The sequence below is a fragment of the Halohasta salina genome, assembly GCF_024178165.1.
GTDB classification, from domain to species: Archaea; Halobacteriota; Halobacteria; order Halobacteriales; family Haloferacaceae; genus Halohasta; species Halohasta salina.
The window spans coordinates 113,235-126,102 of the sequence record NZ_JAMZIE010000004.1 but is presented as its reverse complement, the minus strand read 5'-3'; the positions used below and the strand labels follow the sequence as shown (position 1 = coordinate 126,102).

Annotated in this window: 20 protein-coding genes and 1 tRNA gene; 10 read left to right on the top strand and 11 right to left on the bottom strand. The window is 64.7% G+C overall.

Annotated elements, in window-relative coordinates:
• Positions 1-14: 14 nt before the first annotated feature.
• Complete coding sequence (locus NKJ34_RS10495) at positions 15-248, bottom strand: Lrp/AsnC family transcriptional regulator (RefSeq protein ID WP_253738251.1); 234 nt, start codon at positions 246-248, stop codon at positions 15-17.
• 96 nt (positions 249-344) lie between these two features.
• On the opposite strand from NKJ34_RS10495, the gene NKJ34_RS10490 reads away from it, so the two are divergent.
• Together NKJ34_RS10490 and NKJ34_RS10485 are read left to right on the top strand one after the other, a co-directional pair.
• Positions 345-1,031, top strand: coding sequence for a potassium channel family protein (locus NKJ34_RS10490; protein WP_253738250.1), 687 nt, complete (start codon positions 345-347; stop codon positions 1,029-1,031).
• Between the two features lie 2 nt (positions 1,032-1,033).
• Positions 1,034-1,267: an Lrp/AsnC family transcriptional regulator gene (locus tag NKJ34_RS10485; RefSeq protein ID WP_253738249.1), complete on the top strand. Its 234-nt coding sequence runs from the start codon at positions 1,034-1,036 to the stop codon at positions 1,265-1,267.
• A 7-nt stretch (positions 1,268-1,274) separates the two neighbouring features.
• Here NKJ34_RS10485 and NKJ34_RS10480 read toward each other — a convergent pair whose 3' ends face one another.
• The 3 genes from NKJ34_RS10480 to NKJ34_RS10470 all read right to left on the bottom strand — a co-directional run bounded on the left by NKJ34_RS10480 (position 1,275) and on the right by NKJ34_RS10470 (position 2,707).
• Positions 1,275-1,760, bottom strand: a complete 486-nt coding sequence (locus NKJ34_RS10480; RefSeq protein WP_253738248.1) for a DUF5813 family protein — start codon at positions 1,758-1,760, stop codon at positions 1,275-1,277.
• 478 nt (positions 1,761-2,238) lie between these two features.
• A tRNA-Leu gene (locus tag NKJ34_RS10475) sits at positions 2,239-2,323 on the bottom strand.
• Positions 2,324-2,368: 45 nt separating this feature from the next.
• A complete protein-coding gene (locus NKJ34_RS10470) occupies positions 2,369-2,707 on the bottom strand; it encodes a ferredoxin (RefSeq protein WP_253738247.1) in 339 nt (112 codons plus the stop codon).
• A 125-nt stretch (positions 2,708-2,832) separates the two neighbouring features.
• Here NKJ34_RS10470 and NKJ34_RS10465 point away from each other — a divergent pair, with 125 nt between their 5' ends.
• From NKJ34_RS10465 to NKJ34_RS10450, 4 genes are all read left to right on the top strand, one after another.
• On the top strand, positions 2,833-3,948 hold the full coding sequence (locus NKJ34_RS10465; RefSeq protein WP_253738246.1) for an anthranilate phosphoribosyltransferase: 1,116 nt from the start codon (positions 2,833-2,835) through the stop codon (positions 3,946-3,948).
• A gap of 91 nt (positions 3,949-4,039) precedes the next feature.
• Positions 4,040-5,107 carry a tyrosine decarboxylase MfnA gene (gene mfnA, locus NKJ34_RS10460; RefSeq protein ID WP_253738245.1) on the top strand — a complete coding sequence of 356 codons (1,068 nt, stop codon included), beginning with the start codon at positions 4,040-4,042 and terminating at the stop codon, positions 5,105-5,107.
• A gap of 105 nt (positions 5,108-5,212) precedes the next feature.
• Entirely contained in the window at positions 5,213-5,533 is a 321-nt protein-coding gene (locus NKJ34_RS10455) for a 4Fe-4S dicluster domain-containing protein (RefSeq protein WP_253738244.1), read from the top strand.
• A gap of 60 nt (positions 5,534-5,593) precedes the next feature.
• Positions 5,594-5,821: a DUF8066 domain-containing protein gene (locus NKJ34_RS10450; RefSeq protein ID WP_253738243.1), complete on the top strand. Its 228-nt coding sequence runs from the start codon at positions 5,594-5,596 to the stop codon at positions 5,819-5,821.
• Here the strand turns inward: NKJ34_RS10450 and NKJ34_RS10445 are convergent.
• From NKJ34_RS10445 to NKJ34_RS10435, 3 genes are read right to left on the bottom strand one after another with little or no spacing between them, the layout of a single operon-like run.
• Positions 5,818-6,549: an energy-coupling factor transporter transmembrane component T family protein gene (locus NKJ34_RS10445; RefSeq protein ID WP_253738242.1), complete on the bottom strand. Its 732-nt coding sequence runs from the start codon at positions 6,547-6,549 to the stop codon at positions 5,818-5,820. The two genes, NKJ34_RS10450 and NKJ34_RS10445, sit on opposite strands and share 4 nt — an antisense overlap.
• Entirely contained in the window at positions 6,549-7,292 is a 744-nt protein-coding gene (locus tag NKJ34_RS10440) for an energy-coupling factor ABC transporter ATP-binding protein (RefSeq protein ID WP_253738241.1), read from the bottom strand. The genes NKJ34_RS10445 and NKJ34_RS10440 overlap by 1 nt, the downstream gene beginning before the upstream one ends.
• The gene (locus NKJ34_RS10435; RefSeq protein WP_253738240.1) at positions 7,289-7,879 is read right to left on the bottom strand and encodes a biotin transporter BioY; all 591 of its coding nucleotides are present in this window, start codon (positions 7,877-7,879) and stop codon (positions 7,289-7,291) included. Before NKJ34_RS10435 ends, NKJ34_RS10440 begins: the two co-directional genes overlap by 4 nt.
• Before the next feature lie 151 nt (positions 7,880-8,030).
• Between NKJ34_RS10435 and NKJ34_RS10430 the strand changes: the two genes are divergently transcribed.
• The 3 genes from NKJ34_RS10430 to NKJ34_RS10420 all read left to right on the top strand — a co-directional run bounded on the left by NKJ34_RS10430 (position 8,031) and on the right by NKJ34_RS10420 (position 9,950).
• Positions 8,031-8,630 carry a conditioned medium-induced protein 4 gene (locus tag NKJ34_RS10430; RefSeq protein WP_253738239.1) on the top strand — a complete coding sequence of 200 codons (600 nt, stop codon included), beginning with the start codon at positions 8,031-8,033 and terminating at the stop codon, positions 8,628-8,630.
• Positions 8,631-8,922: 292 nt separating this feature from the next.
• On the top strand, positions 8,923-9,603 hold the full coding sequence (locus tag NKJ34_RS10425; RefSeq protein WP_253738238.1) for a sensor domain-containing protein: 681 nt from the start codon (positions 8,923-8,925) through the stop codon (positions 9,601-9,603).
• Positions 9,604-9,662: 59 nt separating this feature from the next.
• Positions 9,663-9,950: an ArsR/SmtB family transcription factor gene (locus tag NKJ34_RS10420; protein ID WP_253738237.1), complete on the top strand. Its 288-nt coding sequence runs from the start codon at positions 9,663-9,665 to the stop codon at positions 9,948-9,950.
• Between the two features lie 276 nt (positions 9,951-10,226).
• Here the strand turns inward: NKJ34_RS10420 and NKJ34_RS10415 are convergent, their stop codons facing one another.
• The 3 genes from NKJ34_RS10415 to NKJ34_RS10405 are packed head-to-tail and all read right to left on the bottom strand — an operon-like array spanning position 10,227 to position 11,166.
• Complete coding sequence (locus NKJ34_RS10415; RefSeq protein ID WP_253738236.1) at positions 10,227-10,511, bottom strand: DUF7521 family protein; 285 nt, start codon at positions 10,509-10,511, stop codon at positions 10,227-10,229.
• Positions 10,508-10,831, bottom strand: coding sequence for a hypothetical protein (locus NKJ34_RS10410; RefSeq protein WP_253738235.1), 324 nt, complete (start codon positions 10,829-10,831; stop codon positions 10,508-10,510). Before NKJ34_RS10410 ends, NKJ34_RS10415 begins: the two co-directional genes overlap by 4 nt.
• Positions 10,828-11,166: an ArsR/SmtB family transcription factor gene (locus NKJ34_RS10405; protein WP_253738234.1), complete on the bottom strand. Its 339-nt coding sequence runs from the start codon at positions 11,164-11,166 to the stop codon at positions 10,828-10,830. Before NKJ34_RS10405 ends, NKJ34_RS10410 begins: the two co-directional genes overlap by 4 nt.
• Positions 11,167-11,262: 96 nt before the next feature.
• Between NKJ34_RS10405 and NKJ34_RS10400 the strand changes: the two genes are divergently transcribed.
• The gene (locus NKJ34_RS10400; RefSeq protein ID WP_253738233.1) at positions 11,263-12,234 is read left to right on the top strand and encodes a CPBP family intramembrane glutamic endopeptidase; all 972 of its coding nucleotides are present in this window, start codon (positions 11,263-11,265) and stop codon (positions 12,232-12,234) included.
• 10 nt (positions 12,235-12,244) lie between these two features.
• Here the strand turns inward: NKJ34_RS10400 and NKJ34_RS10395 are convergent, their stop codons facing one another.
• Complete coding sequence (locus NKJ34_RS10395; protein WP_253738232.1) at positions 12,245-12,859, bottom strand: helix-turn-helix domain-containing protein; 615 nt, start codon at positions 12,857-12,859, stop codon at positions 12,245-12,247.
• Between the last annotated feature and the right edge of the window lie 9 nt (positions 12,860-12,868).

Below are 12,868 nucleotides of genomic sequence, written 5' to 3'. Positions count from 1 at the left end.
ATCGACTCCGCGCGTCAGTCGCTCAACGAGACGTAGGTCTTCGTTTCGAGGACGCCGTCGAACGACTGGATCTCGCTGGCGGGGGTCCGGAGGGCGTCGTGGACCTCGTCGGTCGAGAGTTCGGCGATGAGGTCGTACTCGCCGGCGACGATGTGGGCCTCGGTCACCGGAGCGAGGTCCCGTATCATTCCGAGTAGCGATTCCGAGGCAGCCACTCCCGTTTTCACCATGACGAACGCGCGAACCATGTGACGAATACGCACACCAACAGCAAAAACGTTCCTACACCCGCCGGTACCGGGGCGGGGATACAGTTATCCGCCGGGAACGTGTTATGTCTTCTCATGCGCTTTACTATCATCGGTGCCGGTCGAGTCGGGCTCCGTACCGCCCGCGTCCTCCGCGAGGAGGGCCACGAGGTGACGCTCGTCGAGCGCGACGCCGAAACGGCTGCCCGCGCCCGCGAACGATCCTTCGAGGTGATCGAGGGCGACGGCTCCCGCGAGCAGGTACTCCGGGAGGCGGGCGTCGAGACGGCCGACGCCGTCGGCGCGTTGACGAGCGATCTCAACGCTAACTTCGCGGCCTGTCTGATCGGCAAAGGCCACGGCTGTCGGACCGTCCTTCGGATCGACGAGGACTACCGCGAGGGCATCTACCAACAGTACGCCGACGAGGTCGACGAGATCGTCTACCCCGAGCGGTTGGGGGCGATCGGCGCGCGGAACGCGCTGCTCGGCGGCTCCATTCAGGCGATCGCCGACGTCGCCCAGAGCCTCCAGATCCTGCTGATCACGATCACCGACGGCTCGCCGATGCGGGGATACACGCTGAGCGAGGTCGCCCTCCCCTCGGAGGCCCGCATCCTCGCGTTCGGCAAGGCCGACAGTCCGCTCGGGATCCCGCTTCCCGACGACTCGCTCGAAGCCGGCGACCGGGTAGCCGTGCTCGCGGAGTTCTCCGAGCTCGCGGAGGTCAGACAGCTGCTCGTCGGTGACGAGCCGGCGACGGCGGTTGCCGGGGGTGAGTAACGATGGCGGTCACCGCATACATTCTCGTCAAATCCAACACCAGCGAGGCCGACCGGGTGAAAAGCACGATCGAGTCCCTCGACGGCGTCACAGGGACCGATATCGTCGCTGGCGACGTCGACTTTATCGCCAAGGTGTCGGTCGACTCTCCCGGGGCGGTCAAGGACATCGTCGCCGGCGGGATCCAGCCGATCGACGGCGTCGAGACCACACAGACCTACATCGCGATGGCGTAGATGGTGCCTAATTGCCGCCGGCGTCCCGCGCACGGCTGATGAGCCCGTCTACGGGCTCGGTGTACTCGTAGCCCGGGATGATCCCCTGGACGTACGTGCCTTCGACGTAGTCGATCACCGCCGCCGCGTCGTCGACGCCACGGCGTTCGTTGATATCCTCGAAACTGACCTGTGTGATCGCTTCCTCCGACCCGCGGCTGACCGTCGGCTCTAGGTCCCGGTCGGTGCGGAACACGCCGCCGATATCGGTGACGCGGAGTTCGAACGTCTCGTACCAGCCGTCCTCGACGACTGCAGCGACATCCTCTTCGGTCACGGCGTCCAGTAAGGGAACCCTCGCCTCGATATCGAACCGGATCCGGCCGTCGACCGTCGTGGCCGTCACCGTCCCGTCGAAGGCCGTCGCGGTCGACTCGAAGGTCGACTCGTCGGTCTGCTCGAAGGCCCTGTGATCGGCAAACGCCCGTCGGACTCGGTCGGGGAGCGAACTCATAGCTCCCGATAGGAGGTCGACCCTCAAAAACGCCGCTCTTCGGAAACACCACCCCCTAGTTCCGATGGGCAACGTGTGGACGTTTCGCTACCTTTCGGCACCATGTTCCGCACCCGGTATCATTAAGTAAACACAGCCTAACCGTTCAGGTGACGCTTCGCTTTGGAGGGCCGAAGCGTCAGCGGGGACCAATCTGAGGTCGGCTCGCCTACGCGAGACTTTTTCCCTTTCGTGTGGGCGAGCCAGCCTTTTTCGCTGGATGCCTGATTCGTCGAGTTACGACTCCGTGTTGATCTCTGGCTGATAACCGGTGCTTACTTCGTAGTAATCGGCACCTACTAGCGCTGCGAACGTCGAGACGCCGGTCGGTCACGCAATGTGAGGGCTGGGATTCGAACCACGGTCGCTCCTTGCAGTCGCTCTCTGATTCGGATCCATCCAGTAAGATGTCGGCCCTGACTTGCGTTCGGGCGCGAAATGCGAGGGCTGGGATTCGAACCCAGGGATCCCTTCGGAAGCGGGTCTTAAGCCCGCCGCTTTTGGCCTGGCTCAGCCACCCTCGCGCAGTCGTTCTTCGCTCATCCGACAAAAGTGGGTTTCGATGTGGGCTACCAGTCGACGCTCAGCGAGCCATCGCCGTGGGGATCGGGCGCGATCTCGACGTCCCGCTTGCGGTCGACGATGTGGATCACCCCGTCGCCTTTTTTTGCCGGACAGAGTTCGGCGGCCCGTACGTTCTCGTTGAGTTCCGACTCCTCGAGGAAGTAGGTTCGTGGGTTGGCGACACCGGTTTCGAGATCGAGCTCCCAGTTGGTTGAGGCCTCCGCACAGCGGCCCGCGCCGAAGCACTTGTTGGCCTCGAAGATGATCTTGTAGGGTTTCTCCTCGATCGGCGGGGCATCGTCGGTCGTTCCGAACTCGCTGGGTGTCGGCCGCTCGTCGCTCATGGGTGGTGTAGGGAGGCGGGTGGGGTTTCATCTATCGGTTCGGACAGTTGTGGCCGGGCGTCGTGGCTAACGGTCCCTTTGGCCTCGAACGGGACGCTTTTGCGGCCGACAGGGAAAAGGGGAATATGACACAGCCGACCGGTTCGTTCGGCGAGTGGCCCCTCAAGCGACTCATGACCGAGGTCTGTGGGTCGGGCCACAAATCCGCCGAGGATCTCACCCGCCAGCAGGCCGCCGAGGCCTTCGAGCGCATCATCGCGGGGAAACCTGACCCCACCACACTGGGGGCCTTCTGGCTCGCCAACCGCTGGAAGCGCAACACGCCGACCGAACTCGGGGCCTACACCGACGTCATGTGTGAACACGTCGACGTCGCCGAACCCGACTGCGACCCCGTCGACTGTGGGGCCAACTACGACGGCAAGGGCCGGTCGGCGATCCTCGGCGTCGCGGCGGGCGTCGTCGCCGCCGCCGCCGGCACCCCGGTCGTCGTCCACTCCGGGGATCGCGTCCCGACCCAGAAGCAGGACGCCTACAAACACGTGCTGGACGAACTCGGCGTCGCCACCGAACTCAGCCCCCAAACGTCGGCCGATATGGTCGACGCCACCGGGTTCGGCTTCTACTACCAGCCCGCGTTCAACCCCACCGTCGACGAGCTGTTCGACCGCCGCGACCGGATGGGCGTCCGGACGTTCGTCAACACCATCGAGACGCTGGCGAACCCGGCCAACGCCGACGTCCATCTCGGCTCCTTCTACCACCTCGCGTTCGCCAAGAAGATCGTCGATACCTTCGCCGAGAGCCGCCATCAGAGCCCCGACCGCGTGATCATGTTCCAAGGGATGGAAGGCTACGACGACATCCGGCCCGGATTCACGAAGGTCGCCGAATGGACACGCGAGCCGCGAGGCGGCCCGGACCGGGCGAGCGGTGACGACGAACCACGGGCCGACGGCGAGTTCACCGATTACGGGATCGAGACCGCCGACTACGGGATGGATTTCGAGACCGAGGATCTGCACGTCGACGACGTCGCGGTCGACTCCGCGGCGATCACCGAGGCCGTCGTCGCTGGCGATCGCGACGACCAGTTCGCCGACGCCGTCGCGCTCAACGCCGCCCTTCGAATTTACGCCCGCGACGACGTCGACTCGATCGAGGCCGGGGTGTCGGCGGCCCGCGAGGCGATCGCCGACGGCAGCGCCGCGGCGGTCCTCGAGGATCTCAGGGCATTCTAACTACCGGCTGTGACGTTTCGTCCCGAATAATACGGCAGTACGTCGGTCAGTACCACAGCATCTAAACCCCGTTCGAACATATAGGTATTCGATGCAACGTGTTCGGCGGCCGCAGCCACAGGCGTTCGACCGCGTGCTTTCCTCGATGTGTACGGTCCCCCATCCCGAAGCCCACGAGGAGGCCGTGCGGTTCCTTGCGGCGAACCCCGGCGATCCGGCCACCTACGAGACGGTCGCCGAACTGGAACGCGAGGCCGTCGACCTGCTGGGCGAGATCGCCGGCCTCGATTCGGCGCTGGGATATATCGCCAGCGGCGGCACCGAGGCCAACATTCAGGCCGCCCGCGCCGCCCGCAACCGCGCCGAAACGCGTGCCCCCAACATCGTCGCCCCCGAGAGCGCCCACTTCAGCCTCACCAAGGCCGCCGAGGTGTTGGGCATGGAACTCCGGACGGTCCCGGTCGACGCCGACTATCGGGCGGATCTCGATGCGGTTGCAGCGGCGGTCGACGCCGACACTGCTCTGGTCGTCGGCGTCGCCGGCACCACCGAGTACGGCCGCGTCGACCCGATTCCCGAACTCACCGCGATCGCCCACGATGCGGGCGCACGGATGCACGTCGACGCCTCGTGGGGCGGGTTCGTCCTCCCGTTTACCGACCACTCGTGGTCGTTTGCCGACGCGCCGATCGACTCGATGGCGATCGACCCCCACAAGTTCGGGCAGGCACCGGTCCCCGCCGGCGGCTTTCTGGCGCGTGACCGGGCGACGCTGGACGCGCTGGCAGTCGATACACCCTATTTGGAGACCACCTCGCAGGCCACACTCACCGGGACCCGGAGCGGCGCGGGCGTCGCGGGCGCGCTGGCGGCGATGGAGGCGTTGTGGCCCGACGGCTACCGCGAAAGCTACCGTGACCAGCAGGCCAACGCCGACTATCTCGCCCGGGCGTTTTCGACCCGCGGCATCGAGACCGTCGACCCCGAGTTGCCGCTCGTGGCCGCCTCGCTGTCGCCGTCGACGTTCGACGCGCTCCGGGAGGCGGGGTGGCGGATCTCCCGCACCGCCAGTGGCGAACTCCGGATCGTCTGTATGCCCCACGTCACCCGTGAGGCGCTTGAGGCGTTCGTGAGCGACCTCGACCGGGTTCGGTCGTGACCGGTCGACCTGCCGTGTCGGGGCAACCACCGGTGTTTGGCGGTCGACACCCCTGGACCCCCACAGAGAACGCGCTTAAGTAGCCACCGACCCCACCGTTCGGTAATGGCTATCGACCCGAACTTCGATGTGAACCGCGAACAGGTGGGTGAGGAAAACGGCCTCGACGTCTGGGGCCCCGTCGACCCACCCAAGAAACTTGGCATCCGCGGCACCCACGTCGCCGTCGACTACGACATCTGCGTGGGCGACGGAGCCTGTCTCGAAGACTGCCCCGTGGACGTCTTTTCGTGGGTCGACACGCCTGATCATCCGGCCAGCGAGAAGAAGGTCGAACCCACCCGCGAGGACCAGTGTATCGACTGTATGCTCTGTGTGGATATCTGTCCGGTCGACGCGATCGACGTCGATGCCAGCCGGGAGTGACGGTTTCACAGCCGGAAACAGTCTCGATGGTTTTTGTTATTCGCTGACTAATGCCGGTGTATGAGCGACTGGTCTCCACCTGCCGTTCGACGGTCGTGGCTCGCTGTTTTCGTGGTCGGCTATCTGCTTGTCCTCGCCTACTCGGTTGTCATTGCCAGCCAGATCCTCTTGGGTATCTGGATCGGCGTTCTCTGTGGGGCGCTGTATCTCGGCTGGCGGTTCCTTGCGGCCGTCGAGGCGATCGCCGACGCACTCCAGCGGATCGCCCGACAGCGGGAGACCGATTAAAACGACGGCGCGAGCCCGACGACCTGTGCCGCCGCTGCCCCGAACAGCAGCAGTGATAGCCCCACAATCGGGTAGTCGACCCACCCGAATCCCAATGGCGGCAGCGTCGGGTTCCACGAGAGACAGCGCGCCTGCATCGCGGCCGACAGCCGGTCGGCACGCCGGAACGCCCGGTTCAGCCCGACGGCCGCCAGCGTCGACATCCGTTCGCCGAGTGGCCGATCCGTCCCCAGTCGGGCGGCCTCGGCGTCCCGCATCGCCAGCAGATCCCGCCGCAGGACGGGCAGAAACCGGGCGACGAGTTCGATTCCGAGCCCGAGGAACTGCCCCGGTCGACCGGGCACCGTCCGCTGGATCGCCGCCCGCGAGTCGGTGACCGACGTGGTCCGAATGTAGCCGCCACCCACCGCGATCACCAGCAGGTTCCGAACGCTCGCCAGCGCGGGGTCGACGGCCGCCGCAGGGACGAGCCACGGCGGGCCGAGTGTGAGCATAGCGACCGCCGGCGCGGCCAGTAGGAACGGCATAACGAACCGGTAGGACCAGACTACTCGGAGCGGATTCGTGTCGGCAGCCGCCAGCGCGAGCAGTCCCAGCGTGCCGACGGCGAGCAGGCCCCGCGGGGAGGTGTAGGCGAAGGCGACTGCTGCGAACGCGAGCTGAAAGCAGAGTTTGGTTCGCGGGTCGAGTCGGTGGGCCAACGAATCGCCCGGCTGGTATCGGAGCATTAGGAGTCGGGCGTCGACGCGGTCTGCCCCGGACGCGCGGTCTCGGGCGGCACGTAGACGTCGAGGGCCGCAAGTTCCTCGCGGGCGGTCGCGGCGTCGGTATCGACCGCGATCCGGCCGTCGACCATCCCGATCACGCGATCGGCGGCATCGATCACGCCCCGAAGGTCGTGGGTAACGACGATCACGCTGGTCCCCGCGGCGTGGAGCGATGCAAGTCTCGAAAGCACCGACCGTCGGGCGGGTTCGTCGAGGCCGGTCAGCGGCTCGTCGAGCACGAGATGGGCGGGTTCCATCGCCAGCGCGCCCGCGATGGCGACCCGCTCGCGTTCGCCGCCCGACAGCCGGTCGATCCGCTCGTTGTCCCGCCCCGCGAGCGCGACTGCTTCGAGGGCCGCCTCGACCCGGCGGTCGACCTCGGCGTGCGACAGCCCGAGGTTGTGCGGGCCGAATGCCACGTCCGCGCCGATGGTCGCGGCGACGAAGGCGTCCCGCGGCTCCTGAAACACCATCCCGACGGCCTGCCGGGCAGCGACGAGATCGTCCTCGACCGGGGTTCCGTCGACCAGTATCCTGCCGTTGTCGGGGGTTACGAGCCCGTTGAACGTCCGAACGAGTGTCGTCTTTCCCGACCCGTTCGGGCCGACGATGGCGACGTACTCGCCGTTCTCGATGTTGAGGGAGACGCCGTCGACGGCGATCGTCTCGTCGTACTGGCAGACGACCTCGTGTGTGCGGATCATTCGACTGCGGCGATCGCGTCGCGCCGGAGGATGCCGACGACGGCGGCGATCTTGACGGCCTCGAAGGGGACGAACGCGACCGCCGAAAGCGAGAAGGCCTCGACGAGGCCGACGTTCTGGATCACCGCGAAGCCGACCGTCCCCATCGCGTAGATGACGACCGTGCCGGCGACCATCGCACCGACCAGCAGCGGGACGCCGACGGTGGTGTAATCTTGGAGATCGGTGCCACGGTGGACGACGAGGCCGACGACACCCGCGCCGACCGGGTAGGACCACAGATAGCCGAGGGTCGGACTGCCGAGCAGGACGCCGAGCCCCGCCGAGCCACCGGCGAAAACGGGGATCCCGACCGCGCCGGCCGCCAGATAGAGGCCGATCGAGGCCGTCCCCCACAGCGGTCCGAGCATGATTCCCGCAAGGTAGACGCCGAGGACTTGCAGCGTCACGGGGATGCTTGGCGCGAGCGGGTTGGGAAACGAGACGTAGGAAAACCCCGCCACGAGCGCCGCGAACAGCGCCGCACGGGCGAGATTGCGCACGGTCGTTCCGTCGACCAGATCGACTGATTCCGTCGAAGTTGCCATACCCGACGACGATCGTAAACTAACTTCAAAGAATCGGTTTACGACGTTTCCTTCGTCGCTGTTGATGTTGCCTCGGCCGCCGAGCGGCGGCTTCCAACCCGGTGAGACCGCAGACAGGCTTTTATATCCGCACGCTGTGATGGTTCCATCCATGGACGACAAGACCGCCGAACTCCGGGACATCTTCATCGACGCGACCGGCTCGGACACCGTCACCGAGAGCCAAGCCGAGTCGCCGGGCTCGCTGACCGACACCGATACCGACGTCACCGATCGGCTGGTGGAACTCGTCGACCGAATGCGGGACCGCTACGACTTCGAGACCACCTTCGACACCGAGACGCTGTGTCGGATCGTCCAGTGGTACTACAGCGACTGTACCGATCGGGAGATCGCCGCCGAACTCGCCGCCGACCCCGAGGCCGTCCGCACCGCGCGGCTGGACCTCCATCTCGTCGACGATGACGACCGCGAGGCCCCGTTCGACCTCGACGGCCTCCGCCGACTGGTCGTCGACGACGTCCCGCTCGCCGAGCGGGCCGAGCAGCTCGGGATCTCCGAGGAAACCGCCCGCCACTACAGCGAGGTCGTGGCGGCCGATCTCCGGTCGACGCGGGCCAACAACCGGTTCCGCGACGAGTTCGCCGAACTGTTGACCGACTCGGATCTCACGGGTCAACTCGCCCGCGACGCCCGCGAGGACGGGCTCCGGGAGGCCACCGAGGATATCGAGACCGATGTCTCCTTCTGAGGGCGGTGTTCAGATACGGATCGAACCGTGAGGTATCCCGTTTTGTGACTGCCGAGACCGCCGACGCCTCAGCGGCAGTCCCGACGGAATCACGGGTCGTTTCACGGATCGAAACGCGACGAACGAGGCGGCTGTGGATGCTCGAACCGGGGCAGTTCACGGCGTCTCCTCCGTTCACGCTCCCGGTCGGTTTGACGGCTATTTCTAGTATATAAACACTTCGCCCAACTACGGGGTCGAAAGCCCGGAACCCAGTTATACCGTCTTTCCCAGTCTCTGTCGGGATGTGACGATGACAGATTCGCGGACGCAGTTTCCCGACGCGCTCGTACAGTTCCTCGCCGTCCCGTTCGACGGCGATACCTACAGACGGCTGTTGTACCTCGTGATCGCGTGCCCACTCGCCGTGGCGTACTTCCTCGTGACGTCGACCGGCCTCTCTGTGGGCGTTGGACTCTCGGTGACGGTAATCGGGCTGCCGATCCTGTTGGTGACGTTGGTGACGGTAACGTGGGCAGCGTGGTTCGAATCGTATTTGGCCCGTCGCTGTCTCGACCGCGAGTCAGCAACGCCTGTTGCACTCACTGGGCTCCGGATGGACCTCGATGCCGAGGATATCGGCATTTACACCGCGTGCAAACGGTTTGTAACTGATCCGTCGACGTGGACGAGTCTCGGGCTCGTTGCAGTGAAATCCGTCTTCGGCTTGGTTGCGTTCATCGTTCTCGTGACACTCACGACAGTAGTTGCCACGCTGATCGCTGCGCCGGCGCTGTACGACAACCCAGAGTTCCCCTATCAGGTGGCCACCTACACCGTCGACACACTCCCCGAAGCAGTCGGTCTGTCGGTTGCTGGAGTCCTGCTGGGGCTGGCCTCGCTGCATCTGTTGAACGCCATCGCGGAGTTCGGCGGGCTCCTCACCGAGTCATTACTTGCGGCCGGCCACTCACTGGAGGAGCGACCCCGATGATACAACAATGTGCTTCGCCGGCCGCGAAGTCGACTGACACATCGCAGCGGAGCGTCTCGATGGAGGTACTCATCGATCTTCTCGACGACGACCACGCCCGCGAAATCAGTGCCGTCATCGTCGACGAACCGAAGACCGCCCGCGAGATCGTCGCCCAGTGTGAGAGCTCACGTACGACGGTGTACCGACGGCTCAGTCGGCTTCAGGAGGCCGGCCTCCTCTCGACTGACCTTCGGTACGACGCCGATGGTCACCACCGAACCACCTACTATCTCCGGTTCGACAGCCTGTCGATCCGTCTCGATACCGGCGGGCTTGACTGTGCGATCGAGTCGACTGACGGCTGATCGAGCAGCGACGCTGCGGACGGTCTCTCAGCCCGTTCCCGTTTCAGTTTACTAGCTGGAGTCTCGTGTGTCTCGGAAGTGCCGGCACCGATCCCCCAGTAGTACAGATACCCGTACCGACGAAGATCTGAAGCGAGTGGGACAGATATCACAGTCGCGTTTCCGGGTGGGATCGCCGTCAGCCTCCACAAACGAGCCTCCAGAGAAGCGGTTCAATAACCAGTCTCCGTTTTTCACGTAATTGCAGGCGGAAGCTCCGACTTGTGTGTGGCAAAGCTACGAGAGGAGTGCATACAGAATCGCAGAGAGGCCAGCAACGGTAACGAGTCCCCGAGCAAGTAAGACGGCCGTATCACTGCCACCGGCCTGGTCGACAACGATCGCTGTGAGGAAGGCACCGGCAGTCAGCAGACCGATTCCGACAGCGAGCCACCGCATCATCGGCGAATCGTTCCGACGATAGCCTCGATAGGCCAGCGTTGCCACGAAGAGCCCGACGATCCCTGTCAGAGCCCCGGAAGCCACTGCAATGGCCGACGGCGTCACGAGATCGCCAATCATCGTCTCTCACTCCCATAGATCGCCCAGAGGATCGTCCCCAGTCCAAGCAGCTCGAAACTACTGACGAGGATAGACCGATTGACCGTTCCGACGGCGGTGAACGAGGGCAACCCGACCCGAAGCAGTTCCGGCACCGTCGTCAGGAAAATCAGGCCGACTGCGAGCGTCAACATCCCGCGATGCCCCGGCCCACGGCGATACCCACGTACGAGTAGCACGGCGATCAGCACGGATAACCCCACAGTGACTGCCGAGAGTCCGAAGATCCCCACCGCAAGCCACAGGTTGCCACCTGTCGTGCTGAACTGAAGCAGCGTCATTGGGATAACCCCTCGAACAGATCGGTGAAGCGGTCGGAGGGCTGTGCAGCACTGCGGGTTACCGTGACGTCGTAGCTGCCGTCCGCGAAGCTAACAGTCACCTCGTCGACGATCGCGACGTAGCGTTTGTAGTGGTGGCCGTCCGGATCGAGCGCCTGTCGTTCCTCGACGAGGTCGACGTTCTGTAATCGGTCGAGCCGGCGGTAGGCGGTGGGATCGGACATCTCACAGCTGCTACAGAGTTCGGAGACGGACATCGGTTCGGTGGTGAGTGTGGCGAGGATCGCCCGCGCATACTCGTCTTCGAGCAACGCGAGGAGTTCCTCGTCGTCCATACCAACCATAGCGAACTGACATAAATAAAAGACCCCGGCTTCCGACCGAGAAGCCGTCCCTGCACCCATAGGCCCCTCGTGGACCTCTCTGTAGGTATGTCGTTGAAATCACCGATCGACCGCGTACCGCCGACAGTACAGCAGGGATGGCAGCGACTCATATGGCCACTTTGGAACCGCACAGAGGGTCGACTCCGCGCACCGCTCCGTGCGCTGGTGCCGCTCGTGGTGTCGTTTCTCGGGCTTGCCGCAGCCATCTCGACGACGAGAGCCCGGTTCGACCACCCGATAAAAGAGCCAATCGAGTTGCTCGGCCTCGTCGCGGTGCTCGCCGGGAGCATCCTCATCAGTTCGAAACTCCTCGACAGGCGGCCGCTCGCCAACTACGGCCTCGCAGTCGACCGCGACTGGCTGCGGTCGTTCGCCGTCGGTGGGCTGATCGCGACGGCGGTCAACGCCGGCACGTTTCTCGTCGCGCTCAGCGTCGGCTGGATTACGGTGGTCGACGTCGCCGGGGGCGCTGACCAACTCCCGTTTCTGGTAGCGATGGCGGTGACGTTTGCCCTCACGGCGGTCGCGGCGTCGTGGGAGGAGTTCGTCTTCCGCGGAGCGATGCTGAAGAACCTCGCCGAAGGTGCCGACGGCCATGTTCCGCGCTGGGTGGCCGTTGGTCTCGCCCTCGCTATCAGTACTGGCGTCTTCGCGTTCATGCATAGCGGTAAGGTCACCGGCCCTGGAGGATATGGCTACTACCTGCTGGCTGGGCTGATTTTCGGCGGTATCTACACCCTGACGGGTGATCTCGGCCTGCCGATGGGGTTTCACGCGTGCTACAATTTCAGCATGAGTGCGATCTTCGGTCTGGGAGTCTCACAGCGGTCTCCGGAACTGTTCGTTCTCGATGCTGGCGGACCGACGGTCTGGATCGGTGAAGAGGGCCTTCTCAGAGTGATATTCGCCGCCGTCGGCGGCCTGTTGCTCGTCGTGTACATCCGCTGGCGGGACGGAACACTCGGTATCGACGATCGAATACCGCAATGGACGCCGGTCGACAATCCGGGCTCCTGACAAGCCGGGATCACTCGTAGCGGTGGAGCCCACAGTACTCGGCCATCACCGCCTGCTCGGCCTTTCGCAGGTGTTCGGCCGCCGTACTCGCTGCACAATCGAGGGTCGCAGCGATCGCCTCGATATCGCTCTCACGTGGAACCGCGTAGTAGCCGGCCTCGACCGCGGCAGTCACCGCCTCTCGCTGGCGGTCTGTCAGTTCTGGATCGAAGAGAGCCTGTCGCCAGTCGTAGTCGCCGACCTGCTGGATCGTCACCGTCACCGCCTCGGGGATCTCATCGAGCGTTTCCTGCAGGCTGGAGCCGTCGCCGACGACGGTGAGGTTTGCCACCCCGTCCGGAAGGAACTCGATCGGCGGCACGATGATGACGCCAGTTCGGTTGAACGAGTCGAACATGGCCTCGTCGACGGCGTTGCGCTGCTGCGTCAGAAAACAGTAGAAGCTTCGGTCGTCGATGGCCGTAATCTCGAAGTCGGTGACCATGTCGGTCGCCTCGAGGGCCGCCGCGTACGGCTCACGGTCGCCGACGACGTAGAACAGGAAGGTATCGAGTTCGCCTATCGTGTTGCCGTGAACCAACACATCCCGGTCGACGGCATCCGATTCGTCGATAAACTGTTGCATCGGATGCAT

Bases quoted from the DNA above. Each gene is read 5' to 3' on its own strand.
- NKJ34_RS10495 (WP_253738251.1), bottom strand. From the start codon at position 248: ATGGTTCGCGCGTTCGTCATGGTGAAAACGGGAGTGGCTGCCTCGGAA.
- NKJ34_RS10490 (WP_253738250.1), top strand. From the start codon at position 345: ATGCGCTTTACTATCATCGGTGCCGGTCGAGTCGGGCTCCGTACCGCC.
- NKJ34_RS10485 (WP_253738249.1), top strand. From the start codon at position 1,034: ATGGCGGTCACCGCATACATTCTCGTCAAATCCAACACCAGCGAGGCC.
- NKJ34_RS10480 (WP_253738248.1), bottom strand. From the start codon at position 1,760: ATGAGTTCGCTCCCCGACCGAGTCCGACGGGCGTTTGCCGATCACAGG.
- NKJ34_RS10470 (WP_253738247.1), bottom strand. From the start codon at position 2,707: ATGAGCGACGAGCGGCCGACACCCAGCGAGTTCGGAACGACCGACGAT.
- NKJ34_RS10465 (WP_253738246.1), top strand. From the start codon at position 2,833: ATGACACAGCCGACCGGTTCGTTCGGCGAGTGGCCCCTCAAGCGACTC.
- mfnA (WP_253738245.1), top strand. From the start codon at position 4,040: ATGCAACGTGTTCGGCGGCCGCAGCCACAGGCGTTCGACCGCGTGCTT.
- NKJ34_RS10455 (WP_253738244.1), top strand. From the start codon at position 5,213: ATGGCTATCGACCCGAACTTCGATGTGAACCGCGAACAGGTGGGTGAG.
- NKJ34_RS10450 (WP_253738243.1), top strand. From the start codon at position 5,594: ATGAGCGACTGGTCTCCACCTGCCGTTCGACGGTCGTGGCTCGCTGTT.
- NKJ34_RS10445 (WP_253738242.1), bottom strand. From the start codon at position 6,549: ATGCTCCGATACCAGCCGGGCGATTCGTTGGCCCACCGACTCGACCCG.
- NKJ34_RS10440 (WP_253738241.1), bottom strand. From the start codon at position 7,292: ATGATCCGCACACACGAGGTCGTCTGCCAGTACGACGAGACGATCGCC.
- NKJ34_RS10435 (WP_253738240.1), bottom strand. From the start codon at position 7,879: ATGGCAACTTCGACGGAATCAGTCGATCTGGTCGACGGAACGACCGTG.
- NKJ34_RS10430 (WP_253738239.1), top strand. From the start codon at position 8,031: ATGGACGACAAGACCGCCGAACTCCGGGACATCTTCATCGACGCGACC.
- NKJ34_RS10425 (WP_253738238.1), top strand. From the start codon at position 8,923: ATGACAGATTCGCGGACGCAGTTTCCCGACGCGCTCGTACAGTTCCTC.
- NKJ34_RS10420 (WP_253738237.1), top strand. From the start codon at position 9,663: ATGGAGGTACTCATCGATCTTCTCGACGACGACCACGCCCGCGAAATC.
- NKJ34_RS10415 (WP_253738236.1), bottom strand. From the start codon at position 10,511: ATGATTGGCGATCTCGTGACGCCGTCGGCCATTGCAGTGGCTTCCGGG.
- NKJ34_RS10410 (WP_253738235.1), bottom strand. From the start codon at position 10,831: ATGACGCTGCTTCAGTTCAGCACGACAGGTGGCAACCTGTGGCTTGCG.
- NKJ34_RS10405 (WP_253738234.1), bottom strand. From the start codon at position 11,166: ATGGACGACGAGGAACTCCTCGCGTTGCTCGAAGACGAGTATGCGCGG.
- NKJ34_RS10400 (WP_253738233.1), top strand. From the start codon at position 11,263: ATGTCGTTGAAATCACCGATCGACCGCGTACCGCCGACAGTACAGCAG.
- NKJ34_RS10395 (WP_253738232.1), bottom strand. From the start codon at position 12,859: ATGCAACAGTTTATCGACGAATCGGATGCCGTCGACCGGGATGTGTTG.